The sequence below is a fragment of the Curtobacterium sp. 458 genome, from assembly GCF_030406605.1.
GTDB lineage: Bacteria > Actinomycetota > Actinomycetes > Actinomycetales > Microbacteriaceae > Curtobacterium.
This window is the reverse complement of sequence record NZ_CP129104.1, coordinates 2,530,632-2,555,650: the sequence shown is the minus strand read 5'-3', so window position 1 is coordinate 2,555,650 and position 25,019 is coordinate 2,530,632. Positions and strand designations below refer to the sequence as shown.

At 72.6% G+C, this 25,019-nt stretch carries 23 protein-coding genes; 11 read left to right on the top strand and 12 right to left on the bottom strand.

Going from position 1 to position 25,019, the window contains the following annotated elements; translation table 11 throughout:
- Positions 1 to 25: 25 nt before the first annotated feature.
- Entirely contained in the window at positions 26 to 1,555 is a 1,530-nt protein-coding gene (locus QPJ90_RS12500) for an SLC13 family permease (RefSeq protein ID WP_290131529.1), read from the bottom strand.
- A 251-nt stretch (positions 1,556 to 1,806) separates the two neighbouring features.
- On the opposite strand from QPJ90_RS12500, the gene QPJ90_RS12495 reads away from it, so the two are divergent.
- Positions 1,807 to 2,514 (top strand): FCD domain-containing protein, encoded by a 708-nt coding sequence (locus tag QPJ90_RS12495; protein WP_290131528.1) that lies wholly within the window; start codon positions 1,807 to 1,809, stop codon positions 2,512 to 2,514.
- A 339-nt stretch (positions 2,515 to 2,853) separates the two neighbouring features.
- Here the strand turns inward: QPJ90_RS12495 and QPJ90_RS12490 are convergent, their stop codons facing one another.
- The 5 genes from QPJ90_RS12490 to QPJ90_RS12470 all read right to left on the bottom strand — a co-directional run bounded on the left by QPJ90_RS12490 (position 2,854) and on the right by QPJ90_RS12470 (position 6,439).
- Complete coding sequence (locus QPJ90_RS12490) at positions 2,854 to 3,468, bottom strand: GNAT family N-acetyltransferase (RefSeq protein WP_290131527.1); 615 nt, start codon at positions 3,466 to 3,468, stop codon at positions 2,854 to 2,856.
- 152 nt (positions 3,469 to 3,620) lie between these two features.
- Positions 3,621 to 4,301, bottom strand: coding sequence for a uracil-DNA glycosylase (locus tag QPJ90_RS12485; protein ID WP_290131526.1), 681 nt, complete (start codon positions 4,299 to 4,301; stop codon positions 3,621 to 3,623).
- 5 nt (positions 4,302 to 4,306) lie between these two features.
- Entirely contained in the window at positions 4,307 to 5,026 is a 720-nt protein-coding gene (locus QPJ90_RS12480) for a Type 1 glutamine amidotransferase-like domain-containing protein (protein WP_290131525.1), read from the bottom strand.
- Complete coding sequence (locus tag QPJ90_RS12475) at positions 5,023 to 5,556, bottom strand: phosphoribosyltransferase (RefSeq protein WP_193750459.1); 534 nt, start codon at positions 5,554 to 5,556, stop codon at positions 5,023 to 5,025. The genes QPJ90_RS12480 and QPJ90_RS12475 overlap by 4 nt, the downstream gene beginning before the upstream one ends.
- A gap of 106 nt (positions 5,557 to 5,662) precedes the next feature.
- On the bottom strand, positions 5,663 to 6,439 hold the full coding sequence (locus QPJ90_RS12470) for an SDR family oxidoreductase (protein WP_290131524.1): 777 nt from the start codon (positions 6,437 to 6,439) through the stop codon (positions 5,663 to 5,665).
- 91 nt (positions 6,440 to 6,530) lie between these two features.
- Between QPJ90_RS12470 and QPJ90_RS12465 the strand changes: the two genes are divergently transcribed.
- The 6 genes from QPJ90_RS12465 to QPJ90_RS12440 all read left to right on the top strand — a co-directional run bounded on the left by QPJ90_RS12465 (position 6,531) and on the right by QPJ90_RS12440 (position 14,242).
- On the top strand, positions 6,531 to 7,613 hold the full coding sequence (locus tag QPJ90_RS12465; RefSeq protein ID WP_290131523.1) for an acyltransferase family protein: 1,083 nt from the start codon (positions 6,531 to 6,533) through the stop codon (positions 7,611 to 7,613).
- Between the two features lie 190 nt (positions 7,614 to 7,803).
- Positions 7,804 to 9,132, top strand: a complete 1,329-nt coding sequence (locus tag QPJ90_RS12460; protein WP_290131522.1) for a bifunctional o-acetylhomoserine/o-acetylserine sulfhydrylase — start codon at positions 7,804 to 7,806, stop codon at positions 9,130 to 9,132.
- Positions 9,133 to 9,440: 308 nt separating this feature from the next.
- Entirely contained in the window at positions 9,441 to 10,640 is a 1,200-nt protein-coding gene (locus QPJ90_RS12455; RefSeq protein ID WP_290131521.1) for a homoserine O-acetyltransferase, read from the top strand.
- A 286-nt stretch (positions 10,641 to 10,926) separates the two neighbouring features.
- A complete protein-coding gene (locus tag QPJ90_RS12450) occupies positions 10,927 to 12,084 on the top strand; it encodes an ATP-binding protein (protein WP_290131520.1) in 1,158 nt (385 codons plus the stop codon).
- 49 nt (positions 12,085 to 12,133) lie between these two features.
- Complete coding sequence (locus tag QPJ90_RS12445; protein ID WP_290131519.1) at positions 12,134 to 13,456, top strand: hypothetical protein; 1,323 nt, start codon at positions 12,134 to 12,136, stop codon at positions 13,454 to 13,456.
- Positions 13,457 to 13,570: 114 nt separating this feature from the next.
- A complete protein-coding gene (locus QPJ90_RS12440) occupies positions 13,571 to 14,242 on the top strand; it encodes a response regulator transcription factor (protein WP_290131518.1) in 672 nt (223 codons plus the stop codon).
- A gap of 131 nt (positions 14,243 to 14,373) precedes the next feature.
- Here QPJ90_RS12440 and QPJ90_RS12435 read toward each other — a convergent pair whose 3' ends face one another.
- The 5 genes from QPJ90_RS12435 to QPJ90_RS12415 all read right to left on the bottom strand — a co-directional run bounded on the left by QPJ90_RS12435 (position 14,374) and on the right by QPJ90_RS12415 (position 18,877).
- Positions 14,374 to 15,639: an MFS transporter gene (locus QPJ90_RS12435; protein ID WP_290131517.1), complete on the bottom strand. Its 1,266-nt coding sequence runs from the start codon at positions 15,637 to 15,639 to the stop codon at positions 14,374 to 14,376.
- A 314-nt stretch (positions 15,640 to 15,953) separates the two neighbouring features.
- Positions 15,954 to 16,136 carry a hypothetical protein gene (locus QPJ90_RS12430; RefSeq protein WP_290131516.1) on the bottom strand — a complete coding sequence of 61 codons (183 nt, stop codon included), beginning with the start codon at positions 16,134 to 16,136 and terminating at the stop codon, positions 15,954 to 15,956.
- A gap of 132 nt (positions 16,137 to 16,268) precedes the next feature.
- Complete coding sequence (locus QPJ90_RS12425) at positions 16,269 to 16,577, bottom strand: thiamine-binding protein (protein ID WP_290131515.1); 309 nt, start codon at positions 16,575 to 16,577, stop codon at positions 16,269 to 16,271.
- Positions 16,574 to 17,878, bottom strand: a complete 1,305-nt coding sequence (locus QPJ90_RS12420) for a glycosyltransferase family 87 protein (RefSeq protein WP_290131514.1) — start codon at positions 17,876 to 17,878, stop codon at positions 16,574 to 16,576. Before QPJ90_RS12420 ends, QPJ90_RS12425 begins: the two co-directional genes overlap by 4 nt.
- A gap of 141 nt (positions 17,879 to 18,019) precedes the next feature.
- On the bottom strand, positions 18,020 to 18,877 hold the full coding sequence (locus tag QPJ90_RS12415; protein WP_290131513.1) for an ADP/ATP-dependent (S)-NAD(P)H-hydrate dehydratase: 858 nt from the start codon (positions 18,875 to 18,877) through the stop codon (positions 18,020 to 18,022).
- A gap of 24 nt (positions 18,878 to 18,901) precedes the next feature.
- Here QPJ90_RS12415 and QPJ90_RS12410 point away from each other — a divergent pair, with 24 nt between their 5' ends.
- The 4 genes from QPJ90_RS12410 to QPJ90_RS12395 all read left to right on the top strand — a co-directional run bounded on the left by QPJ90_RS12410 (position 18,902) and on the right by QPJ90_RS12395 (position 23,258).
- Positions 18,902 to 19,540, top strand: coding sequence for an HAD family phosphatase (locus QPJ90_RS12410; RefSeq protein ID WP_290131512.1), 639 nt, complete (start codon positions 18,902 to 18,904; stop codon positions 19,538 to 19,540).
- On the top strand, positions 19,537 to 20,619 hold the full coding sequence (locus QPJ90_RS12405; protein WP_290131511.1) for an NADH:flavin oxidoreductase/NADH oxidase: 1,083 nt from the start codon (positions 19,537 to 19,539) through the stop codon (positions 20,617 to 20,619). Before QPJ90_RS12410 ends, QPJ90_RS12405 begins: the two co-directional genes overlap by 4 nt.
- Positions 20,620 to 20,769: 150 nt before the next feature.
- Positions 20,770 to 22,179 (top strand): hemolysin family protein, encoded by a 1,410-nt coding sequence (locus QPJ90_RS12400; RefSeq protein WP_290131510.1) that lies wholly within the window; start codon positions 20,770 to 20,772, stop codon positions 22,177 to 22,179.
- Complete coding sequence (locus QPJ90_RS12395; RefSeq protein WP_290131509.1) at positions 22,176 to 23,258, top strand: hemolysin family protein; 1,083 nt, start codon at positions 22,176 to 22,178, stop codon at positions 23,256 to 23,258. Before QPJ90_RS12400 ends, QPJ90_RS12395 begins: the two co-directional genes overlap by 4 nt.
- A 155-nt stretch (positions 23,259 to 23,413) precedes the next feature.
- On the opposite strand, the gene QPJ90_RS12390 is transcribed toward QPJ90_RS12395, so the two are convergent.
- Entirely contained in the window at positions 23,414 to 24,853 is a 1,440-nt protein-coding gene (locus tag QPJ90_RS12390; RefSeq protein ID WP_290131508.1) for a GuaB1 family IMP dehydrogenase-related protein, read from the bottom strand.
- Between the last annotated feature and the right edge of the window lie 166 nt (positions 24,854 to 25,019).

The following is a 25,019-nucleotide window of genomic DNA, read 5'->3' as shown; positions in this document are numbered from 1 at the left end:
CCCGCGCCCGCGCCCGCGCCCGAGGTCACAGGAACACCCCGGCCAGCAGGACGCCCCCGAGCCCGAAGACCGAGATGAGGCACTCCAGCACCGTCCACGTCTTGAACGTCTGCCCCACCGTGGTGCCGAGGTAGCCCTTCACCAGCCAGAAGCCGGCGTCGTTCACGTGTGACAGGAACACCGACCCGGCACCGATCGCGAGCACGAGCAGCGAGGTCATCGGCTGGGACAGGTCGCTCGCGATCGGCGCCATGATGCCCGCGGCCGTCACGGTGGCGACCGTCGCCGAACCCGTCGCGACCCGGACGAGCGCCGACACCACCCAGGCGACGAGCAGCACGGAGATGCCGGAGTCCTTCACGGCGTCGGCGATGACCCCGCCGATCCCGGTGTCGATGAGCACCTGCTTGAACCCACCGCCGGCTCCCACGATGAGCAGCACCCCGGCCACCGGCGGCAGCGCGCTCTCGAGCGACTTCGCGACGGCCGAGCGGTCCATCCCGCCGCCGATCGCGAAGAACACCATCGCGAAGACGGCCGCGATCCCGATCGCGATCATCGGCGTCCCGAGGAAGTCGAGCACGCTCACCCACGATCCGGCGGCGTCGGGCGCGACGGCCTCGCGGATCGCCTGGGCGAGCATGAGGACCACCGGCAGGAGGATGCCGACGAGCGCGGTGGTGAACGACGGGCTGCGCGGCTCGCTGATCACGCGGGTGAAGTCGCTCTTGCCGTTCGGCAGGGAGGCCGTGTCCTGCGTGGCGGGGCCGCGCCGTGCCTCCCGTCCGGCCGAGGCGGGGTCGTCGTGACCGCCGGCCGATCCGCGCGACCCGAACATGTCCGGGGCCGGGATGTCGACCCAGCGCGCGGCGAAGCGCGCGAAGACCGGACCGGCGAGCACGATGACCGGGATCGCCAGGACGATGCCGAAGGCGAGGGTCGTGCCGAGGTTCGCGCCCACCGTGGAGATCGCGACGAGCGGACCGGGGTGCGGCGGCACGAAGGCGTGCATCGTCGACAGGCCGACGAGTGCGGGCACCGCGATCTTCATGATCGGCACGTCACTGCGCTTCGCCACGAGCACGATGATCGGGATGAGGAGGACCAGACCGACCTCGAAGAACATCGGCAGACCGATCAGCGCGCCGATGAGTGCCATGGTCCAGGGCAGTGCGGCCTTCGACGACCGCCGGACGAGGGTGTCCACCACACGGTCGGCCGCACCGGAGTCGACGAGGAGCTTGCCGAACATCGAGCCGAGGCCGACGAGGATGCCGACGCTCGTCATCGTCGCACCGAACCCGTTGCCGAAGCTCGTGACCGCCTTGTCCGGGGCGAGCCCTGCACCGATGCCGACGCCGAGCGCGCCGATCGTCAGGGCGATGAACGGGTGGACCTTGAGCCACGTGATGAGCGCGATGATGACGACGATGCCGATCAGCGCGGCGATGATCAGCTGCGCGACCGGCCCGGACGGGCCGACGGTCGGCGCTGCACCCCCCTCTGCTGCGAGGACGGTCGTGTGGGCGGTGGCCGCCGTGAGCGCGTGAGGCATCTGCGCCCCTTCCTGGAGTCGCATCCGCGGGACTCCGTCGCCTTCGTGTGCTGGTCCGAGCGTTCCGCGGGACCGGCCGGTCTGCGCGTTCCCACGGACCGGCCGGCCCGGCGGTGCGCCGCCGACCCGAATAATCTGATTAATCAGACTATACGATGATCCCCAGCGCGGCACGCGCCCTCCGGCGCAGTCTGCCGCTTCGATGGACACGACGTCACGGCGCCGCGTGACACGTACTGCACGGAGGAACGATGCCGACGCCCCGCGGACTGCACGCCCAGGTGCTCGACACCCTCGGGCAGCGGATCGTCGACGGGGTACTCACCCCGGGAACGGTCGTCCGGCCCGAGCTCGTGGCCGCGGAGTTCGCCGTCTCGCGATCGGTCGTCCGCGAGGCGCTGCGCGTCCTCCAGTCACTCGGCCTCGTGGAGCCCCGGCAGCGGGTCGGCACGCAGGTGCTCGGCATCGGGTCGTGGGAGCTGCTCGCGCCCACGGTCATCCGGTGGCGCGGCGCCTCCCCCGCGTACTTCGTGCAGCAACGGGAGCTCCTCGAGCTGCGGCTCGGTGTCGAACCGGTCGCCGCCGCACTCGCGGCAGCCGCCCCGGACACGGCGGCCGTCGGGGCGGTGTCGGCGGCCGCAGCGGACATGCTGGCGGCGTGCGCCCGGGAGGACAGCCGCGCCTACCTCGAGGCCGACGTCCGCTTCCACCGCGCCCTGCTCGACGCCTCGGGGAACGCCGTGTTCCGCCACTTCGCCGGCACCGTCGAGGCGCTGCTCCGGACGCGGACCTCGGAGTCGCGGGACACCATCACCCGGTGGACGCGGGACGCCGCGGAGCGGCACGAGGCGGTGGCGCGGGCCGTCGCGGACGGTGACGCCGTCCGGGCCTCGGACGCGACGACGGCGCTGGTGCGGGTGACGCGGGACGAGTTCTTCGCGGAGGCGCCGACGCGCTGAGTGCGCGGGCGCTGGGCGCGTGCGGCAGTCGCCGGGTCGCGCTGGTCGCACGACATGCCGTCCGCGCGCCGCGCTGGTCGTTCGACACGCCGCGGACGGCGGCGCGGGCCGACACCTCCTGCGACCAGGCCGGGTACCGATCTCGCGTGGCGACCCCGGTCCGGACGGGAGGCACGGTGCCGGTCCGCCACGAGCCCCCCGTCCGGTGGTGCCACGTCACGGGCGCACGCGCCGCGCTGGTCGCACGACACGCCGTCCGCGCACCGCGCTGGTCGCACGACCCGTCGCTGACGGCGGCGCCGGACGACGCGTTCTGCGACCAGCGGGACGAGCGCCGACTCAGCGCCCGGCGCGACCCCGGGCGAAGAGGCGCGGACCGCGCAGACGGAGCCGCATCGTCACCGTGCCGAGCCATCGGTCGTACTTGTAGCCGACCTTGCCCATGCGCCCGACCTCCTCGAAGCCGAGTCGCTCGTGCAGACGGATCGACGCCTCGGCCTGACGGTCGGCGATGACGGCGACGACCTCGCGGACACCGGCGGCGCGGCACTCCTCGATCAGTGCCTCCATGAGCGCCCGCCCGAGTCCCTTGCCGCCCGCCGCCGCACCGAGGTAGATCGAGTCCTCGACGACGTGGTTCGAACGGTCGCGAGGGTTCCACGGGTCCACGAGCGCGTATCCGAGCACCTGGCCCGAGGGGTTCTCCGCGACCAGGAACGGCAGCCCCCGCCGGCGGATCTCGTCGTACCGCTGCTTCCAGCGCGCGAACGTGAACGCCGACGGGTCGAAGGTGACCGAGGAGTTCCGGACGTAGTGCGTGTGGATCTCCCGCACGTCGGGGAGGTCGCGCGGCTCGGCGGCGCGGATCGTGTACGTGAACGCGGACTCCTGCGGGACGGGGGCGCGCAGGTGTCGCGGCAGGACCCGCCGTCGCTGGTATTCCTCCTCGAGCACGGGTCGAGCCTACGGGGCGGCGGAGCCGCGGGCCCCGAGACTCGTGGTCAGCGACCGTTCTCGCGCGTCCTGCCGCGGGACACGTCGCTCAGCCCGAGACTCGGCCAGACGGCAGCCGGCAGCCGGCAGCCGCCGACAGCCGGCCGGACGCGTCAGACGGGCAGTGACCAGTCCACCGGCTCCGCGCCCTGTGCCACGAGCAGCTCGTTCACCTGCGAGAACGGTCGGCTGCCGAAGAACCCGCGGCGGGCACTCAGGGGCGAGGGGTGCGCCGACGCGACGACCGGCGTGTCCCCGAGCAGCGGTCGCACCGTCGCCGCCTGCGCTCCCCAGAGGACGGCGACGAGGGGCGCTCCCCGGGCGACGAGTGCACGGACGGCCTGGTCCGTGACGGCCTCCCAGCCCTTCCCCCGGTGGCTCCCGGCGTCGCCCGCGCGGACCGTGAGCACCCGGTTGAGCAGCAGCACGCCGCGCGACGACCACGCCCTGAGGTCCCCGTGCGCCGGGGGCTCCACGCCGAGGTCGTCGCGGAGTTCGGCGTAGATGTTCGCGAGGCTGCGCGGCACCGGCCGGACCTCGGGGTCGACGGCGAACGACAGGCCGATCGGGTGGCCGGGGGTCGGGTACGGGTCCTGCCCGAGCACGAGCACCCGGACGTCGTCGAAGGGATCGCGGAACGCGCGCAGCACGTCGGCGCCGGCCGGGAGGTACGGCCGCCCGGCCGCGACCTCGGCCCGGAGCCAGGCGCCCATCCGGTGGACGTCGTCCTCGACGGGGGCGAGCGCGGCCGCCCACCCGGGGTCGACGAGCTCGGCGAGCGGCCGCGGCTCCACGCCCGCTACGCGCCCATGGTGGCGACGGACACGGACTCGTCGCCCGCGATCACCCGCCAGACACTGCCGGTCCCCCGGACTTCGAGCGCACCCTCGCCGACCACGAGCGTGGTGTCCTCGTCGATCGCGAGGCCCGCCGTGACGAACTCGGCCTCGGCGGCGGCGATGAGCCGCGCGAGCGTCCCCGCCTGCACGGCGTGCACGTCCACGGTGAGGTCGATCAGCCCGAGGCCCTCACGGAGCTCGACCTCGTCGAGTCCCTCGGAGGCCTCCTCCGGGCAGATCTCGACCCCGCCGATGCGCCAGCCGCCCACGAGGGCGCGGTCGGCCGCGATCATCGCTCCCGCCGAGTAGCCGAGGTACGGCAGCCCGTCGCTGACGAGCAGACGGAGCTGGTCGACGATCGGCGCGACCGCGGTGAGGTAGTCGGGTGTGACGCCACCGGCGACGACGAGGGCGTCCACGTCGCTCAGCACGGTCGTGTCGAAGGCCGCACCCGCCGCGACCTCGGTCACGATCGTCTCGGCCTGCCGCGCGCCGCCGAGGGTCTCGGCGATGTCCGCGGTGCTCGACGGCGAGGTCCCGTCGGCGCGTGCGACGGAGAGGACCGCGATGCGCGGGACGGTCCGGCCGACGGCGGCCGCGCGTGCGGTGGCCTCGGCGGTGAACGGGGCGGCGACGTCCGCTGTGGCGAGGAGGCCCCCGCCGACGAGGTGGATGCTCACGACTCGGCCGTCACCGGGGCGAGGGCGCTCCACGGGAACGTGATCCAGCCGTCGACCCGACGCCAGACGTGGTCGGGCTCGAGGACGGTGCCGGGCTTCGAGTACAGGCAGGCGCTGCGGACCTCGGCACCGGCGTTCGCGATGATGTCGACCACGAGGCGCAGCGTGCGGCCGGAGTCGGAGACGTCGTCCACGACGAGCACCTTCTTGCCGGCGAGGGCCGGGGCGTCGAGCGCGGGGGCGAGGATGACCGGCTCCTCGAGTCGCTGTTCCACGTCGGTGTAGAACTCGACGTTGATCGAGCCGCACTCCTTGGTGCCGAGCGCGTACGCCACGGCTCCGGCGATGATCAGCCCGCCGCGGGCGACCGCGACGACGACCTCGGGCTCGAACCCGGACGACAGGACGTCCTTGGCGAGCAGGCGCGCGGCGTCGCCGAACTCCAGCCAGCCGAGCACCTCGGGCCCGCTCGTGACGGTCACGGTCGACGGAGCCTGGGCCACCGGCTCGGATTCGCTGCTGATCGGCATCCGACCACGGTACCGGCAGGGACCCCGCGCCCGCGACCCGCATCCCGCGCCCGGGCGCGTGCGCACGCGCGCGCCCACGCCCACGAGGGCCGCGCGGTCGCGTGGGTCAGTCGCGCGGCGTCAACCGCCCCCGCGCCAGCTTGTGCTGCGCCGACTGCGCCACCGGTCGGACGGTCACGAGGTCGAGGTTCACGTGCGCGGGCAGCTCGACCGCGTGCGCGATCGCCTCTGCGACGTCCTCGGCCACGAGCGGCTCCGGCACGTCGTCGTAGACCGCTGCGGCCTTGGCCTCGTCGCCGCGGAACCGGGTGAGCGCGAACTCGTCCGTCTTCACCAGGCCCGGAGCGATCTCCACGACCCGGATCGGCTCGCCGTTCAGCTCCAGCCGGAGGGCCCCGACGAGGGCGTGCTCGGCGAACTTCGCGGCGTTGTACCCGCCGCCGTTCTCGTACGCCACGTGCCCGGCCGTCGAGGTCACCGTGACGATGTCGGCGTGCCCGTTGCTCCGCGCGGTCCCGCGCAGCGCCGGGAGCAGCGCGGCCGTGACCTGCTTCGTGCCGATGACGTTCACCTCGAACATGGCGCGCCAGTCCTCGACGTCGGACTCCTCGACCGACGCCGACCCGAGGGCACCGCCGGCGTTGTTGACGAGCACGTCCACGCCGCCGAGCTCCGCCACCCGGCTCGCGAGCGCCGCGACGGCCGACGGGTCGGTGACGTCCACCACGAGGTACGTCGCACCGGTCTCCTCGGCGAGCGCCTGCAGCTTGGCCTCGCGACGGGCGACGGCGAGCACGTCCCAGCCTCGGGAGCGCAGGAGTCGGACGGTCGCGGCGCCGATGCCCGAGCTGGCTCCGGTGACGACTGCGCGACGAGGTGCCATGGGTGTTCCTCCGAACGCCTGGGTGTGGACACGGGTGTGGGTCACGAGCGTACCGACCACGACGTCGCGCCAGCCGGTAGCGTGGCGGGCCATGACGAGAGAAGCGGCTCCGGTGGCCCCCGCCGGGCTCGAGCCGGGGCGGGCGAAGCTGCGCATCCCGATGTGGGACACCGCGCGGTTCCTCGCGGTCACGCTCGTCGTCATCGGGCACGCGATCCAGCGCCAGACGAGCGACAGTGAGCACGCGCTCGCCCTCTACACGTTCATCTACGCCTTCCACATGCCGGCGTTCGGCGTGATCAGTGGCTACTTCTCGTCGGCCGCGACCCCGACCGCGGACCGGATGAAGCGGACGATCACGGACATCGTGGTGCCGTACATCATCATGCAGACGATCTGGACCGTCGTGCAGGCGATCGTCGAGGGCGGCAAGCAGTTCAACCCGACGCAGCCGACCTGGACGCTCTGGTTCCTGCTCGCCCTCGGGATCTTCCGGCTGATCCTGCCGTACCTCGCGCAGCTGCGGTGGCCGCTGTTCTGGGCCGTGGTGTTCAGCATCGGCGTGGGCTACTTCGACAACGTCGACTCGACGCTCTCGCTGAGCCGCGCGATCAGCCTGCTGCCGTTCTTCCTCGTCGGCTGGCAGGTCAAGCAGTGGGGGCTCTTCGACCGCTGGTACGACGCCCCCCGGCGGACCGTGGTGCGCGTGCGGGTGATCGCGGCCGCGGTGTTCGCGGCGTGGGCGGTGTCGTGTGCGATCTGGATCCCCCAGTTCAAGGAGTTCGACCTCCACCACTGGTTCTTCTACGACGACTCGTACTCGGGGCTCGGCGAGGACGCGTGGTGGGCGGGAGCGGTCCGCTTCGGCCTGATGCTGCTCGCCGCGGTGCTCACGGCGTCGTTCCTCCTGCTGGTGCCCCGACGGACGGTCTGGATCACCCGGTTCGGTGCGGCGACGATGTACGTCTACCTGCTGCACACGTTCGTCCTCTACCCGATCCGTGAGTCCGGCGTCCTCGCCGGTGAGCACTCGGCCTGGCCGTACGTGCTCCTCATGGTCGTGGTCGCCTGCGCGGTGAGCCTCTTCCTGGCGCAGCCGTTCGTGCGCAGCGCGATGCGCTGGCTCCTCGAGCCGAGGGTCGGTTGGCTGTTCCGGAAGGACGAGGTGCGGTAGGCGCGCTGCGGGCGGTGTGCTGCGCCGACCGGGAGGCACGGGTCGCCCCCGCGACGTCCGTTACGTCGCGTGGCGGGCACGCTGGTGCGGACCCGACCACCTGCGTACCGTGACGAGCGACGCAGCGCTGCCCCGGGCCTCCCGGCCGGTGCGCCGCCCATCCCGAGAACCGCACCCGACAGGAGCACCGATGAGCACGAACGACGCCGCCGCCTGGCGGTTCGAGACGACCCAGGTCCACGCCGGCGCCCAGCCGGACCCGACGACCGGTGCGCGTGCCACGCCGATCTACAAGACGACCTCGTACGTCTTCGAGAACTCGGACCACGCCCGCGACCTGTTCGCGCTCGCGCAGCCGGGCAACATCTACTCCCGGATCATGAACCCGACGAACGACGTCGTCGAGCAGCGCATCGCCGCGCTCGAGGGCGGCACAGGGGCGCTGCTGGTGTCCTCCGGGCAGGCCGCGGAGACGTACGCGGTGCTCAACATCGCGGGTGCGGGCGACCACATCGTGTCCTCGTCGTCGATCTACGGCGGCACGTACAACCTGTTCAAGTACACGCTCGCGAAGCTCGGCATCGAGACCACCTTCGTGGAGGACCAGGACGACCCCGAGGAGTGGCGTCGCGCCGTCCGACCGAACACGAAGCTGTTCTTCGCGGAGACGGTCGGCAACCCGAAGATCAACGTCCTCGACATCGCCACCGTGTCGGACATCGCGCACGAGGCCGGTGTCCCGCTGATCGTCGACAACACGATCGCGACGCCGTACCTCATCCGTCCGTTCGAGCACGGGGCCGACATCGTCGTCCACTCGGCGACGAAGTTCCTCGGCGGACACGGCACCGTCATCGGCGGCGTGATCGTCGACGGTGGCCGGTTCGTCTGGTCGGACCACGCCGAGAAGTTCCCGGAGTTCAGCACGCCCGACCCGTCGTACCACGGTGCGGTGTTCTCGCAGGCGGTCGGCGACCCGCTCGCCTACATCATCAAGGCACGGGTGCAGCTGCTCCGTGACCTCGGCGCGTCGAACTCCCCCGACACGGCGTTCGCGCTCCTGCAGGGCATCGAGACGCTGTCGCTCCGCATCGAGCGGCACGTGTCGAACGCACAGGAGATCGCGGAGTGGCTCGACCGCCACCCCGACGTCGCCTCGGTGTCGTACGCCGGGCTGCCCACGTCCCCCTGGTACGCCGCTGCGAACAAGTACGCACCGAAGGGCGTCGGTGCGGTGCTGTCGTTCGAGCTCAAGGGCGGCGTGGACGCGGGCAAGGCGTTCGTGGACAACCTGCGGCTGTTCTCGCACCTCGCGAACATCGGCGACGTGCGCTCGCTCGTGATCCACCCGGCGTCGACCACGCACTCGCAGCTCACCCCTGAGCAGCAGCTGACGACCGGGGTAACGCCGGGGCTCGTCCGCCTGTCGGTCGGGATCGAGAACGTCGAGGACCTGCGGGCCGACCTCGAGGCCGGGCTCGCCGCGGCCCGTGCCGAGTCGGAGCGCCTCCGCGCCTGACGCGGGTGCACACCGGCTCGCCCGCTGCCCCTCTTCCACGAAACGCGCGCGTCCCGACGTCCCACGTGTCGATCGACACGTGGGACGTCGCTTGTTGCACCCACATCGAACGTGACGTCGTGACCGCGACGAAACACCGGTCGATCGACGCGTGCTTCGTCGCACGCACAACGCGACCACGCGGCGCGCGCGCGACACGACCGCGTGGCGCACGCACTCCGCGACCACGAGCCACCGGGCCGGCCACACGCCCGGGGTGACGTAACACGGCGGCGGTGACCCGTGCCTCCCGGCAGACTGGTCGGACGATGGACTGGCAGACGACCCCCGAGGACTCCGTGCCGTCCTCCCTCGTGCCCGGGACCGAACTCGGCACCCTCGGCAAGCCGCCGGTCACGGGCGCATGGCGGCCCGGCGACCACCCCGGCAGCCGACACTTCGCGAGCCTCGGCGAGCAGTGGGTCCGTGGCGGGCACCTGCCGAACGTCCGGGTCGCCTACGAGACCTGGGGCACGCTGTCCCCGGAGCGCGACAACGCCGTGCTGGTGTTCCACGCGCTCACCGGCGACTCGCACGTCACGGGCGAGGCCGGCCCGGGGCACCGCACCGCCGGCTGGTGGGGCGACGTCGTCGGACCGGGCCGCGCCATCGACACCGACCGCTGGTTCGTCGTCGTCCCGAACATGCTCGGCAGCTGCCAGGGGACGACCGGCCCCTCGTCGGTCGCACCGGACGGGGTCGAGTGGGGCGCACGCTTCCCGTTCGTCACGGTGCGCGACCAGGTCGCCGTGCAGGTCCAGCTCGCCGACCGACTCGGGATCGAGCGGTTCGCCGGCGTCGTCGGTGGGTCGATGGGCGGCATGCACGCCCTCGAGTTCGCGATCACCCACCCCGACCGCGTCGCGCGGCTCGCCGTCCTCGCATCGACGGCGCAGACCACCGCCGACCAGATCGCCGCGAACTCGCTGCAGCGTGCCGCCATCCAGATGGACCCCGGGTTCGCGGACGGCGACTACCACGACGCCGCCCCGGGCGAGGGACCGCACCGGGGGCTCGCACTCGCCCGCCGCATGGCGCTCATGACCTACCGGGCGCCCGACGAGCTCAACGGTCGCTTCGACCGGTCGTGGCAGAGCGACGTGTCGCCGCTCGGAGACGACGGCCGGTTCTCGGTGGAGAGCTACCTCGACTTCCACGGCAACAAGTTCACCCGGCGGTTCGACGCGGGCTCGTACGTGACGCTGACGCACGCGATGGACTCGCACGACGTCGGGGCCGGCCGCGGAGGCGTGGCCGCCGCGCTCGGACGGGTGACCGCGCGCACGCTCGTCATCGGGGTGTCGAGCGACCGGTTGTTCCCCGTCGAGGACCAGCACCGGATCGCCGCGGGCATCCCGGACACCCTCGACGGCGACCGCGCCACGGTGGTGACGAGCGAGTTCGGGCACGACGGGTTCCTCATAGAGCAGGAGGCCGTCGGGGCGCACCTCCGGCGGCTGTTCAGCTGACGGGCGTGGTGGGCGCGGGCCGCGTGGGCGGCGGTGGGCCGCAGGACCGCGGACGGGGCCCGCGCGGATGCGGACGCGGACTGCTGGGGCGCGGACGCGGGCTGCGGGGGCGCGGACCCGGGCCGCGTCGGGCGTATTGCATCGCACCTGCGATCACAATTCGGTTCCCATCCGGTACGGCCCCGCGCGCCGAACACCCCCCAACGGGTGCCGTGCGTGGAATGATGGCGTGGTGCTCGGCTGACCGAGTCTCGACTTCGCACCACGACCACCGCACAGGACTTCGATGGAACTGATCGCACAGGAACGCGACCGGCTGCTCCGGTCGATCACCCGTGTCGTCGGCATCGTCTGCACCCTCATCAGCCTCGTCGCCGTGCTCGTCTCGTTCGCGGTCCCCGTCGGGCTCCTCCTCGGAGCCGTCGCGTGCATCGCGGCGATGATCGCCGGCTTCGTCGTGTTCGGGTCGAGCGGCTCGGTGTGGTGGACCGCCGTCATCCTCGCCGGCGGTCTCGGTGCGCTCGCGATCCTGCTCGTCGGAGCGGACGACGCCACGCGCCCGGTGATCGCGAGCGCCGTCATGCCGCTCGCTGCCGGAGGCGTCTCCGCACCGCTCATGGCCCAGCGCGGACACCCCGTCGGACTCGGCCTGACCCTCGCCGCCGGCGCCGCCACCGCCGTGGGCATGACCTGGGCGACGGGATCGTTCCTGTCCGTCGCGACCGCCGGGGCACTCCTCGGCTGGGTGCTCATCGCGGTCGTGACCGTCTGGATCTCCCGGAGCATCCCGCGCGTCGCCCGCCGCATCTACAGCATCGGCACCGCCCACCGAGCGGAGCGCCAAGCGAGCGAGACCGAGGCCCAGCGTCGGCAGGGCGCGCGGCTCCTGCACGACACCGTGCTCGCGACCCTGACGCTCCTCGCCCACTCCGGCGTCGGCGTCTCGGAGCAGGCTATGCGCGAACAGGCCGCCGAGGACGCGCGGCTGCTCCGACACCTCCGTCTCGGTGCGACCCCGCAGCCGCAGCAGTCCGGTGACTACTCGCTCACCCGCGAGGAGGAGTCCCCGCTCGGCCAGACCCTCGAGTCGGTCAAGCAGCGCTTCGGCCGCATGGGGCTCGAGGTCAGCTGGCACGGCACCGGTCAGGTGCTGCTGCCGTCCAACGTCCTCGACGCCTTCCTCCTGGCGCTCGGCGAGTGCCTCGAGAACGTCCGTCGGCACGCCGGCGTCGGCGAGGCGCACGTGACGATCGTGCACGACAACGAGATGGTCCGCGCGATGGTCACGGACTCGGGCGTCGGCTTCGACCTCACCCACGTCAGCGCCGAGCGGCTCGGCTTCAAGGAGAGCGTCGTGAACCGCCTCCGCGAGGTCGGTGGCGACGCGAAGCTGTTCTCCGCGCCGGGCTCCGGCACGACCGTCGTCCTGGAGGCCCCGCGATGAGCCAGCACCGTCCCGCAGGTCCTGCGTTCCGGCGGACGGGGCCGACGCTGTGAGCCGCGTCCCCGAGGACACCATCAGTCGCGGACTGCCCGGTGAGACCGTGCAGTCCGCTCCGCGGACCCGCCGGGAGGCACGGGAGCGGTATCGGGGCAGCGAACGTCGGCAGGCACGCGGCCTGCCGTCGACCTCCACCGGCGCCCGTTCGCTGCGCCAGGCGGCGAAGCCGGGCGCGTCGCTCGGTGCCGGGTACCTCGGCGCCGGAGCAGCCGTGCTCACCGCGATCGAGGCCGTCGCCGGCATCGTGCTGTTCCTCGCCCGCTGGCCCGAGTACAGCGACCCGTGGCTTCCCGCCGCCGCGTGGGGGCTCTACATCGTCGCCGCGCTCGGGGTCGGCTTGAGCCTGCTGACGTACGGCGAGCGACTCACCGGGGTCGCGTTCGCACTCATCTGCGTGGTGCTCGTCTGTGTCGTGACACTCGACTTCATCGGGATCTGGCCCGAGCACGACATCGCGCACTTCGCCACCGCGTCGATCGCCGCCGGGTTCGCCCTGCTCCCGATCGCATCGCTGCGGCCGGCGCGCGAGGTGGCGGCGGCCATCGTCGTCCTCGGCATCACCTTCATCGTGACGTGCCTCGTCTCGACCCCCGTGACGACCGACACGCTGCCCGGGATGGTGTCCCTCGTCGCCCTGGTCGTCGTGCCGCCCTCGCTCGCCCTGTTCGTCGTGCACCGCTTCCGCCAACTCGTGCAGAAGGAGCTCGACCGCGTCCTCGTGCAGAGCAACGTCCAGGCGCCGCAGTTCGCCGTGGGCATGCTCGCGTCGGATGAGCTCGCCCGGCTCGACCTCGCAGCCGAGAAGCTCCTCGACGCCGTCGCGAACGGCTCCGACCCGCTGCCGCTCTCCGACGCCTCGGCCTCGGTCGCGGCGTCGCTCGCCACCGAGCTCCGACTGCACCTCATCGAAGGCCGTCGCGAGACGTGGCTGTACCACGCCATCACCGAGTCCGACCACCTCGGCCGCGCGGTGAGCGTCGCCGACCCGGGCTCGCTCGCCGGGCACCTCTCCCCCGCCCAGCGCGACGGACTCCTCCAGGCCCTGTGGCAGATGGCCGGCGACGGACGGACCGCACAGCCGGGTCAGCCCGTCGTGGCCGTGGCGCTCGGCCCCGTCGGGTCGGACGGCCACCCCGTCACCGACGAGACGATGGACGTCCCGATCGTCATCGAGTCGCGGAGCGTCACGCGTCGACGACTCGGCCCGGCGACGTGGAGCGCCCTGCACCGCATCGGCCCGTTCACCGAGACCGTCCAGGACGGCACGCTGCGCATCGTGGCGCACTGCGTCGTCAACCGCCACCCGACGATGTAGCCGTCGCGCGGACCGACCGGCTGGACCCGAACAACCGGACACCCTGACCAGCCTGCCCGTACCGCGCGTCCGGTCCGCCTAGGATCGGCACAGCCCCCGAGAAAGGACGCCAGCATGGCGACTCCAGAGGAACCGATCCGACTCGCACTCGTCGACGACCACAAGATGCTCCTCGGCGCACTCACGGAGTGGATCCGCAGCGCCGCCGACGACATCACCCTCGTGGCCGCCGTCACGACCTGGCCGGAGCTGCTCACCAACCCCGCGTTCCCGGTCGACGTGGTGCTGCTCGACCTCGACCTCAAGGACTCGATCCCGGTCTCGCTCAAGATCTCCACGCTGAAGACCGCCGGCGTCAAGACCGTGGTGATGAGCACGTACTCCGAGCCGAACGTCGTCCGCGAGGCCCTCGCCTCCGGTGCGCTCGGCTACCTCGTGAAGAGCGAGGACGCGGACATGATCGTCGAGGCGATCCGCTCCGCCCAACGCGGCGAGCAGTACGTCTCCGCCGAGCTCGACCTCGCGATCAACTCCGGCGACGTCGGCGGCGTGCCGAAGCTCAGCGCCCAGGAGCGTCGCGTCATGGCGCTGTACGGCGGCGGCGAGCCCGTGAAGAGCGTGGCGTACCAGCTCGGCATCTCCGAGGAGACCGCGAAGAGCTACCTCAAGCGCATCCGCGAGAAGTACCGCGTGGCCGGGTTCGACGTCGGCACGAAGGTGGCGCTCCGGAAGCGGGCGATCACCGACGGCATCATCGTGCAGGACGGCAGCCCGGTCGGCCTGTAGCGCCGACGGCAGGGCGGCCTGTCCGCCGCCCCGCGACGCACCGCACAACCGGAGTCACCCCGAACCGCGCCGATGCGTGGTTCGGGGTGTCTTTGGTTGTGCGGACGCGATCCGCGCCGCGAGCCTCCGGGTCAGACGGTCGGGACGGGTGCCGTGATCGGGCCGGTGGACGGGTGCGACGAGCGCAGCGCCGCACGTGCCGTCGACCGCCGCTCGACCCCGTAGCTGACCGCCGTGACGCCGACGCCGAGGAGCGCGAGCACGATCCCGAGCCAGCCCGGTGCGAGGAACCCGAACCCCGCCGCGATGACCGCTCCGCCGAGGGCCGCACCGAGCGAGTTGCCGATGTTGAACGCCGAGTGGTTCAGCGCCGCCGCGATCGTCCGGGCATCGCCCGCCACGTCCATCAGCCGCGACTGGACGGCGGGCGGGATCGCCGACGAGGTCGCGCCGATGAGGAACGCGCCCACGAACATCCCGACCACCCACTGCGCCGTCAGGACCGTGACGAGGAGCGCCCCGACGAGCGCCAGGAGCCCGACGTAGATCGTGCGCTTCACGCTGTGGTCGGCAAGGTGCCCGCCGACGACCCCGCCGACGACCATGCCGAGCCCGACCACCACGAGGACGAGCGGCACCGCGGACTCGCTCAGCCCGGTGACGTTCTGGACGATCGGCGAGATGTACGAGTACACCGCGAAGAAGCCCCCGAAGCCGATCGCGCCGAGGCCCATCACGATCCAGAGCTGCGGCTCACGGAAGGCCCGCAGCTCGCGGCCGATCGTGGCGTGCTCGTCCTTCGCGGACCGCGGCACGAACGCGGCGACGGCGAGGAACGTCAGCGCGAAGAGCGCGGCGACGACGCCGTACGCGATGCGCCAACCGGCGACCTGTCCGACCCAGGTGATCGCGGGCACGCCGACGACGTTCGCGACCGAGAGCCCGAGGAGGACCATCGCGATGCCCTTGCCGCGCTTGCCCGGTCCCATCATGTCGCCGGCGACGATCGAGGCGATGCCGAAGTAGGCGCCGTGGGGCAGGCCGGCGACGAACCGTGCGACGAGCACCAGCCCGAACGACGGCAGCACGGCGCTCGCGACCGTGGCGAGGACGAACCCGACGAGCAGCACGAGGATGAGGCCCTTGCGCGGGAACTTCGCGGACATCGCGGCGATGGTGGGGGCACCGACGACCACCCCGAGCGCGTAGGCACTGACGAGCCACCCGGCGTGGGCGATGCCCGCGTCGGGGTTCGCCGCGTACTGCGACGGCAGCAGGGCCTCGGCGATGTTCGGGAGCAGCCCCATCGCCACGAACTCGGTCGATCCGATCGCGAACCCGCCGAGGGCGAGGGCGATCAGCGCGGCGGCGCGGCGCGCAGGCGTGAGGTGGGTCATGGTGCCTGTCTCTCGGACGGGAGGAGCGGGTCGGCCCGGCACGCCGTCGAGCGGCCCACGGGCGGTGCGGTGGGCCGACCGGGACGGCGGGGCACGCGCTGGTCGCGCGGCGCACCCCTCGGCGGCCCCGTCGCGAACGGCGGGCACCACCCGGATCGGGCGTCCCGGTTCAGCGGCGAACGGGTCACAGGTCGGTCGTGCCGACCTGCTCCCAGCAGTGTAGAACGCTCCAACCAACCGACGGAAGACGACGTGCCGAATCGATTCGACCGGTCACGAAGAGGTCGGCCGGAACGGACGCCCGGCCGAGGAGGTCAGGCCGCTCGACGCTCCGGCACGGTCCGAGCAGGTGCAGCGGTGGCCTCCGGGAGCTCGTCACGGTGGACCCAGCCCGCGCCGCACTCGCTGCAGGTCGCCCAGGCGTGCTGACCGTCGGCGTCCGAGTCGATGACGACCGAACGCAGGTCGCAGTCGGGGCACCAGCCGTCGTGCATCATGAGCAGCTCCTCGTCGTCGTGCGGACGCCCGCTGCGTCCGACACCGACAGGAGACACCCGACCACCGACATCCGTGGGAGGCGCGCGGCGTGTCGCGGCCGCACCGGGCGTGTGCCCAGGGCGGTCGCCCCGTCAGCGGTCGAGGGCTGCCTCGAGCCGTTCGACCTTGCCGTCCAGCTCACCCGTGTGCCCCGGGCGGATGTCGGCCTTGAGCACGAGCGAGACCCGCGTCCCGAACGGCGCGACGGCCTCGGTGGCGCGCTTCACGACGTCCATGACCTCGTTCCACTCCCCCTCGAGCTCGGTGAACATCGACGAGGTGCGGTTCGGCAGCCCGCTCTCGCGGACGACCCGGACGGCGGCGGCCACGGCGTCGTGCACGGAGCCGTCCTCGGTTGCGGCGGGACCACCGGACGGTGCGACGGAGAACGCGACGATCATGGGTCCATCCTGACTCGCGGACGCACCGAGCGCGCCGCGCCCGACGATGCACCCGCCGACGGAGCACCAGACGAGGGGGCAGCCGACGCGCCCGACCCGAGCCGCACCAGCCCGACGATCCCCCACACGAGCAGGACGACCTCGAGCACGTTCCGGAGCGTCAGCACCACGAGGATCCACGGCTGCACGGTGAGCACCTGGTCGTAGTAGCCGGGGTAGATCAGCTGCGTGAGGAACGCCGTCGGCAACGCGAGCACTGCGATCGGCAGGAACCGCCGCGCACTCGCCCGCCCGGCGACGAGCCCCCAGACCACGGGCACCGCGAACCAGCCGATGTACTGCGGCGACCCGACCTTGTTCGTCGCGACGAGTGCGGCGACGAGCACGAGCGCGAGGAGCGGCGCCGCCTGGGCCCGGGGTGCGCCGCGCCGCACGGCGAGCAGCGCGAGGACCACCCCGGCGAGCACGACGAGCGCCATGAGCGGCGTCGACACCGCCGCGGCGGCGTGGGTCCCCGCGCCGGACACCTCGAACGTCAGGATCTCGCGGTCGTAGTACACGGCGGCCCCGGGCACGCGGAGCGCCGCCGCCCACATGAACGGCGTCGCGAGGGGCGACTCGATCTGGAGCGCGCGGCCGCTCTGCTGCCCGACGAAGGAGAAGAGGTACGCCGCACCCCCGTAGAGCACGTCGACGAGCACGATGAGCGCCGTCGTCACGAGGGCACCCACGACCACACCACGCCGGTGCCCACGACGCAGGAGCACGAGGACGCCGACGAGTGCGGCGGGCCACACCTTCGTCCACGCCGCGAGGGTGAAGAGCACCGACGCGACGGCCGGCCGCGTCACCACGAACGCGACGCCGGCGAGCGCGAGGACGGTCGCCACGGTGTCGATGCGCCCGAGCGCGATCGGCCCGAGCGCGAGCAGGAAGGCGAGCCACCACCAGACCACGCGGATCCGGACGGTGCCGACGCGGGCCCGGAAGCGCCAGAGCACCACGCAGACGACGGCGTCGAGCAGCACCATGAGCACGAGCCACCCGGTGCCGATCGACGCGACACCGCCGAGCGCGGCCGCGGCCATCGGGACGATCGCGAGGATCGGGTACACCCACGCCTCGTCGACGCCGACCCAGAAGTGCGACTGCTGGCCGGTCTCGATCCAGCGACGGTAGGTGATCGTCACGTCACCGAGCGGCAGGTTGCCGGAGGTCGTCGTCAGCCACCACAGCACGGCGTGGACGGCGACGAACGCCGCGCCGAACAGGACGGGCTCGACCCAGGTTCTGCGCTGCACCGGACGAGCGTACCGACCCAGCGTGCGGGAACCCCGACAGGGGTGCCGGAGGTGACCGCTCGACGGCCGGGAGGCGCGGTGCGGGCCCGACCCGCGCCTCCCGGCCGTCAGGCGGTCGCGTCCCTGGCGGCGGGCCCGACGTCAGTCGGCGTCGCCGTCGACCGCGAGGTCGCGGACGACGCCGCCCACTCGCTCGGCCAGCCCGGTGATCGGGAACGGACCGCCGCGCGAGGCGCGGCGCGCCGCGAGGCCGTGCACGACGGCAGCCGTCGCCGCGAGGTGCGCCAGGTCGGACGGCGTGAGGGTGCGGCCGGAAGCCTCGGCGAGACCCTGCCGTGCCGCGACGAGCGCGCCGAGCACCCCGCCGAGTGCGTCCCCGGCCCCCGCGGTGGCGAGCCACGGCGTGGCGGAGGACGCGACGAGCGCGACGGTGCCGTCCGGTGTCACGACGTGGGTCCGCTCGCCCTTGAGGAGCACGACGCTCCCGGTCTGCCGGGCGGCGCGCAGTGCGGCGGCTGCGGGGTCCGCCTCGACGTCGTCGCGGGACTCGCCGAGGAGCGACGCGGCCTCGCCGGCGTGCGGCGTGAGCACCGCGAGCGGACCGAGGTCGACGAGCGGGATCGCGCCCGCGTCGACGACCACCGGGACGCCGTCGTCGGAGGCGTGGCGGAAGGCGTCGGCGGTGGCCGGGTCGAGGTCGTCGAGCGACGGCGCGGAGATGCCCGAGCCGACGAGCCACGCCTGCACCCGGCCGACGCCGGACACGACCTCCGGCCGGCGGGTGAGCACGTGCTCGGTCGCACGGTCCGGCCCGACGTAGCGGACCATACCGACGCCGGTGTGCACGGCCGCGTCGACCCCGAGGACGGCCGCGCCCGGGTACCGGTCGGAGCCGGTCGCGACGCCGAGCACCCCGCGGCGGTACTTCGTGGACTCCCCGTGCGGCACGGTGATCCACGCGGCGGCGTCGGACGGTCGGAAGGGCACGGGATCGCTCATCGTCCCGACAGTACGGTGGGGCGCATGAGTCTGTTCCTCCCCGGTCGTGTGGTGGTCTTCGACTACGGGGAGGTGATCAGCCGGACGCCGCATGCGTCACGGGACGCCCTCGTCGCCGCGACGGGCGTGCCCGCTGCCGAGCTGTTCCCCGTCTACCAAGAGCTCCGGCACGACCTCGACCGGGGCGACCTCTCGGTGCTGGCGTACTGGCGGGCCATCGGTGCCCGGGTCGGTCGGACCTGGAGCGTCACGGACGTGCACCGGTTCTGGGCGATCGACTTCACCGGCTGGTTCGAGGTCGAGCCGGAGACCCTCGCGATCGTCGAGGAGCTGCACGACGCCGGCACCCGGCTGGCCCTGCTGTCGAACGCCGGCTTCGACTTCGGTGACCCGTACCGCCGTTCGCCGATGGGGTCGCTGTTCGAGACCGTCGTCGTCAGCGCCGAGGACCACGTGCTCAAGCCCGAGCCGTCCATCTACCGCGACACGTGCGACCGTCTGGGAATCACGCCCGAGCAGATGGTGTTCGTCGACAACAGGGCCGAGAACGCCGCCGGTGCGGAAGCGATCGGGGCGGTCGGTCACCACTACACGTCCCCCGCCGGCCTGCGGTCCTTCCTGCAGGACCTGGCGGCGACGACCGCCGAAGGAGCACCCGCGTGACGCACGTCCTGTTCGAGCCGATCACCATCCGCGACCTCACCGTCCGCAACCGCATCTGGGTCTCCCCGATGTGCCAGTACTCGGTCGAGGCCCAGGACGGCGTCCCGACCCCGTGGCACCTCGTGCACCTCGGGTCGTTCGCGAAGGGCGGCGCGGGCGCGGTCGTGGTCGAGGCGACCGGCGTCGTCCCCGAGGGGCGGATCAGCCCGCAGGACCTCGGGTTGTGGAACGACGAGCAACGCGACGCCTTCCGTCCCATCGTCGACTTCGTTCACTCGCAGGGCGCGGCCGCCGGCATCCAGCTCGCCCACGCCGGCCGCAAGGCCTCGACGTTCCGCCCGTGGGAGTCCGAGCACGGCTCGGTGCCGGTCGAGCAGGGCGGGTGGCAGACCGTCGCCCCGTCGGCCGAGTCCTTCGACGGCTACGCCGAGCCCCGCGAGCTGGCCGCCGAGGACGTCCGGGTCGTCGCGCTGTCCTTCGCCGCGGCCGCTCGTCGCGCGATCGACGCCGGCTTCGACCTCGTCGAGCTGCACGCCGCGCACGGGTACCTGCTGCACCAGTTCCTCTCCCCGCTGTCGAACCACCGCGAGGACCAGTACGGCGGGTCGCTCGAGAACCGCGCCCGCGCACTCCTCGAGGTGCTCGACGCCGTCCGCGCCGAGGTCGGCGAGGGCTTCCCGGTCGTCGTCCGGTTCTCGGCGACCGACTGGGTCGACGGCGGCCTGACGCTCGAGGAGACCGTGCAGGTCGCGCGGTGGGCAGTCGAGCACGGCGCCGACCTCGCCGACGTCTCGACGGGCGGCAACGTGTCGAGCGCGCCCATCCCGGTCGGCCCGGGCTACCAGGTGCCGTTCGCCGCGGCGGTCAAGCGCGAGGCCGGCATCGGGACGATCGCGGTCGGGATGATCTCGGACGCGTTCCAGGCCGAGCAGATTGTCGCGACCGGGCAGGCCGACGTCGTCATGGTCGGACGGGAGTTCCTCCGCGACCCGTCGTTCGCCCTGCGTGCGGCGGTGGAGCTCGGCGTGCACGTGGACTACGAGCCGCAGCAGTACCACCGGGCCCGGGTGACCGCCTAGGCCGTCCCTGTACATCCTCTCGGCTTCCCGACGGCCACCCGGTACGATGATGAGCACTGTGGACGATCCTCCGAATGCCTCTTCGCCCTCCCACTCATCCGCCGCTCACACGGTGAGCATCTCCTCCCCGCACGGTCCGGGGGGTGAAGAATGAGTCCGATCGACGTCGTCATGCTGATCGGTGGCATCCTGCTGACGCTCGGCACGGGTGTCTTCGTCGCGTCCGAGTTCGCGCTCGTGAACCTCGACCGCGCCGAGGTCGAGGCCCGTCGCGACCGCGGCGAGTCCGGCCTCGCGCCGGTCATCGGTGCGCTCAAGGTCACCTCGACGCACCTCTCCAGCGCGCAGCTCGGCATCACCCTGACGACGCTGCTCACGGGCTACCTGCTCGAGCCGTCGATCGCGACGCTGCTCGAGGCGCCCTTCCTCGCGATGCAGCTGCCCGAAGCCGTGGTCGAGACCGTCGGGTCGATCGTCGCGCTCGTCATCGCGACGCTGCTCTCGATGATCCTCGGTGAACTCGTGCCGAAGAACTTCGCGCTCGCGCTGCCGCTGCAGACGGCGAAGATCGTCGTCCCGCTGCAGATCGCGTTCACGACGGTGTTCAGGCCGGCCGTCGCCGTCCTCAACGGCACCGCGAACGCTGTCCTCCGGGCGATGGGCATCGAGCCGCAGGAAGAGCTCTCCGGTGCCCGCAGCGCCGAGGAGCTCACGTCGCTGCTGCGTCGCTCCGCGTCCGAGGGCTCCCTCGAGCAGGACACCGCGACGCTCCTCGAGCGGACCATCTCGTTCTCCGAGCTCGACGCCGGCGAGGTCATGACGCCGCGGCCGCGCCTGTCCACCATCCGGGTGTCCGAGTCCGCCGAGGCGGTCCTCGCCCTCGCCCGGAAGACCGGGTTCAGCCGGTTCCCCGTCATCGAGGAGGACGCGGACGACGTCGTCGGCATCGTGCACGTCAAGCAGGCCGTCGCCGTTCCGCGCGAGAAGCGTCCGGAGGTCCCCGTCGGGGCCCTCATGACCGACGCCGAGCGGGTCCCCGAGACCATGCCCGGCGACGCCCTGCTCGCCGAGGTCCGCAGCCGCGGCTACCAGATGGTCATCGTCGTCGACGAGTACGGCGGCACCGCCGGGGTCGTCACGCTCGAGGACCTCGTCGAGGAGATCGTCGGCGAGGTGTCCGACGAGCACGACCGTGCCCGCATCGACGTGGTCCGCTCCCGCGGCTGGCTGACGTTCCCCGGGCTCCTCCGCCCGGACGAGCTCGAGGACCGCGCCGGCGTGACCGTGCCGGAGGACGGCCCCTACGAGACCGTCGGCGGGTTCGTCATGTCGACGCTCGGACGCCTGCCCGTCGTCGGCGACGAGGTCGCGATCGACGGCGGCGTCTTCCGCGTCGAGCGCCTCGACGGCCGCCGGGTGGACCGGATCCGGTACACCCCCACCGCGCCCGAGCCGACCGGGACCCCCGCCGCGCAGTCCCCCGCGACCGCGATCATCATCCCCGCGACGAAGTCCACGCCGACCGTCGACACCACGACCACGAAGGGCGGCACCCGATGACCACCGTCACCGTCCTCGCCGCCGGCGAGTCCGCCTCGTCCGCCTCCGACTGGTGGGGCATCTTCTGGCTCGTCGTGCTGCTGCTCGGCAACGCCTACTTCGTCGCGGCCGAGTTCGCCGTGATCTCCGCCCGACGCTCCCAGATCGAGCCACGGGCCGAGGCCGGGTCGAAGGCCGCGCAGATGACGCTCTGGGCGATGGAGCACGCCACGCGCATGCTCGCCACCACCCAGCTCGGCATCACGGTCTGCTCGCTGCTCATCCTCAACGTCTCCGAGCCGGCGATCCACCACCTGCTCGAGGGGCCGCTGCACCTCACCGGGTGGAGCGTCGAGGTGATCGGCACGGTCGCCTTCGTGTTCACGCTGCTCCTCGTGTCGTTCCTGCACGTCGTGTTCGGCGAGATGGTCCCGAAGAACATCTCCTTCTCGATGCCCGACCGCGCCGCGCTCATGCTCGTCCCGACGCTCTGGTACATCGGCCACGGCCTGCACTGGGTCATCGTCGGGCTGAACGAGGCCGCGAACGGCGTGCTCCGGCTGTTCAAGGTCGAGCCGAAGGACGAGGCCGTCAGCGCCTTCACCGTGGAGGAGGTGCAGACGATCGTCGAGCAGTCCCGCCGCGAGGGCACGCTCGTCGACAACGGCGGCACGCTCCGGATGGCGTTCGAGTTCACCGAGAAGAAGGTCAAGGACGTCGCGGTGCCGATGGCCGAGCTCGTCACCCTGCCCGAGGACGCCACCCCGGGTGACGTCGAGCGGGCTGTGGCGCAGCGCGGGTTCTCCCGGTACGTGCTCGTCGGCGAGGACGGCTCCCCCACGGGCTACGTGCACGTGAAGGACGTCATCGACCTGCGCCCGGACGAGTACGACGACCCGGTGCCGCCGAAGCGCATCCGGCAGCTCATCTCGCTCTACACCGAGACCGACCTCGAGGACGCCCTCGCGACCATGCGCGGCGCCGGTCGTCACGTGGCGCGGGCGTTCGACGCCGAGGGGCGCACGCTGGGCGTGCTGTTCCTCGAGGACATCCTCGAGGAGCTCGTCGGCGAGGTCGAGGACGCGACCCGACGCCGCTGACGCGCGCAACGACGGACGGGCGCGCCCCGCTCAGCGGCGACGCGAAGCGTTGCGCGGGGCGCGCCGACCGAGCTTGCGAGGGAGGGGTGCCAGCTGGCACCGTGCCTCCCGTCCGTCCTGTGGTCACGACCAGGGCGACACGCGCCCTGGTCGCGCTACCAGCTGACCGGCAGCGGCTTGCCCTCCTCGTAGCCGGCGGCCGACTGGATGCCGACGAGGGCCCGCTCGTGGAACTCGGCGAGCGACGTCGCCCCCGCGTACGTCGCCGAGCTGCGGATGCCCGTCGTGATCATGTCGAGCAGGTCCTCGACGCTCGGCCGCTCCGGGTCGAGGTAGATCGTCGACGACGAGATGCCCTCCGCGAAGAGCGCCTTCCGCGCCCGCTCGTACGGGTCGAGTCGCTCGAAGCGTTCCCGGACGGCCTTCGCCGACGCCATGCCCCAGCTCTCCTTGTACGCCTTGCCCGCGGCGTCGCGACGGAGCACACCCGGTGCCTCCAGCGTCCCGGCGAACCACGAGCCGATCATCACGGCAGACGCCCCGGCGGCCAGCGCGAGCGCGACGTCGCGGGGGTAGCGCACGCCGCCGTCGGCCCAGACGTGGGCGCCGAGGGACTTCGCGGCCGCCGCGGTCTCGAGCACCGCGGAGAACTGCGGACGGCCGACCGCGGTCATCATGCGGGTGGTGCACATCGCGCCGGGGCCGACGCCGACCTTGATGATCGATGCGCCGGCGCCGACGAGGTGCGCGACCGCGTCGGCGGTGACGACGTTGCCCGCGACGAGCGGGATGCCGAGCCCCAGCGAGGCGACCGTGTCGAGGGCGCGGAGCATGCCCTCCTGGTGGCCGTGCGCGGTGTCGAGGACGAGCACGTCGACGCCGGCCGCGGCGAGGGCCTTCGCCTTCGCGGCGACGTCGCCGTTGATGCCGAGCGCCGCGGCGACGCGGAGACGACCGTCGGCGTCGACCGCGGGCGTGTAGATGTCGGAGCGGATGGCGCTCGTCGGGCTCGTGGTCCCGACGACGCGGCCGTGGCTCGTGACCGGGGCGAAGTCGACCTCCGCCGCGGTGAGGACGTCGTAGACGTGTCGAGGGGTGCCGGCGTCCTCGGCGTCGATGCCGGTGGAGGCGCCGTGCAGGAGGTCGCCGAGGGTCGCGTCCTGACCCGCCGTGCCGAGCCGTGTCGCGGGAACGCAGCCGAGGTACGCACCGCTGCCGTCGCGCACCACGACGCCGCGCCCGGCGACCGGGAGGAGCTGCTCGAGCGCCTCGGCGACCGTGGTGTCGGCGCCGAGGTCGACCGCGGTGTCGAACGCCACCGGCTGGTCCTTCACCCAGCGGATCGCGGCGTCGAGGTCCTGCAGGTGCATGTCCTGCGGCAGGACGCCGAGGCCGCCGCGGCGGGCGAGGGTGGCGGCGAGCCGCGGCCCGGTCACCGAGTTCATGTTCGCGCTGATGATCGGGATCGTCGCCCCGGAGCCGTCGTTCGCCGCGAGGTCCACGTCGAAGCGGCTCGTCACCCCCGACCGGCTGGGGACGAGGAAGACGTCGGAGTAGGTCAGGTCGTGCGTCGGCCGCGTCTCGTAGAACCTCATGGGCCCACTGTACGGCGGCACAGGGGGTGCGGACCGCCCCGTCGGCGCCCGCGGTGCGAGCGGTGACGCGCTCGTCCGGCACGACACGCCAGGCGTCCGCCGGGAGGCACGAATCGCGTCCGGCGGTCACCGAACGGTCATCCGGGAACGGCTAGGCTTCCACGCA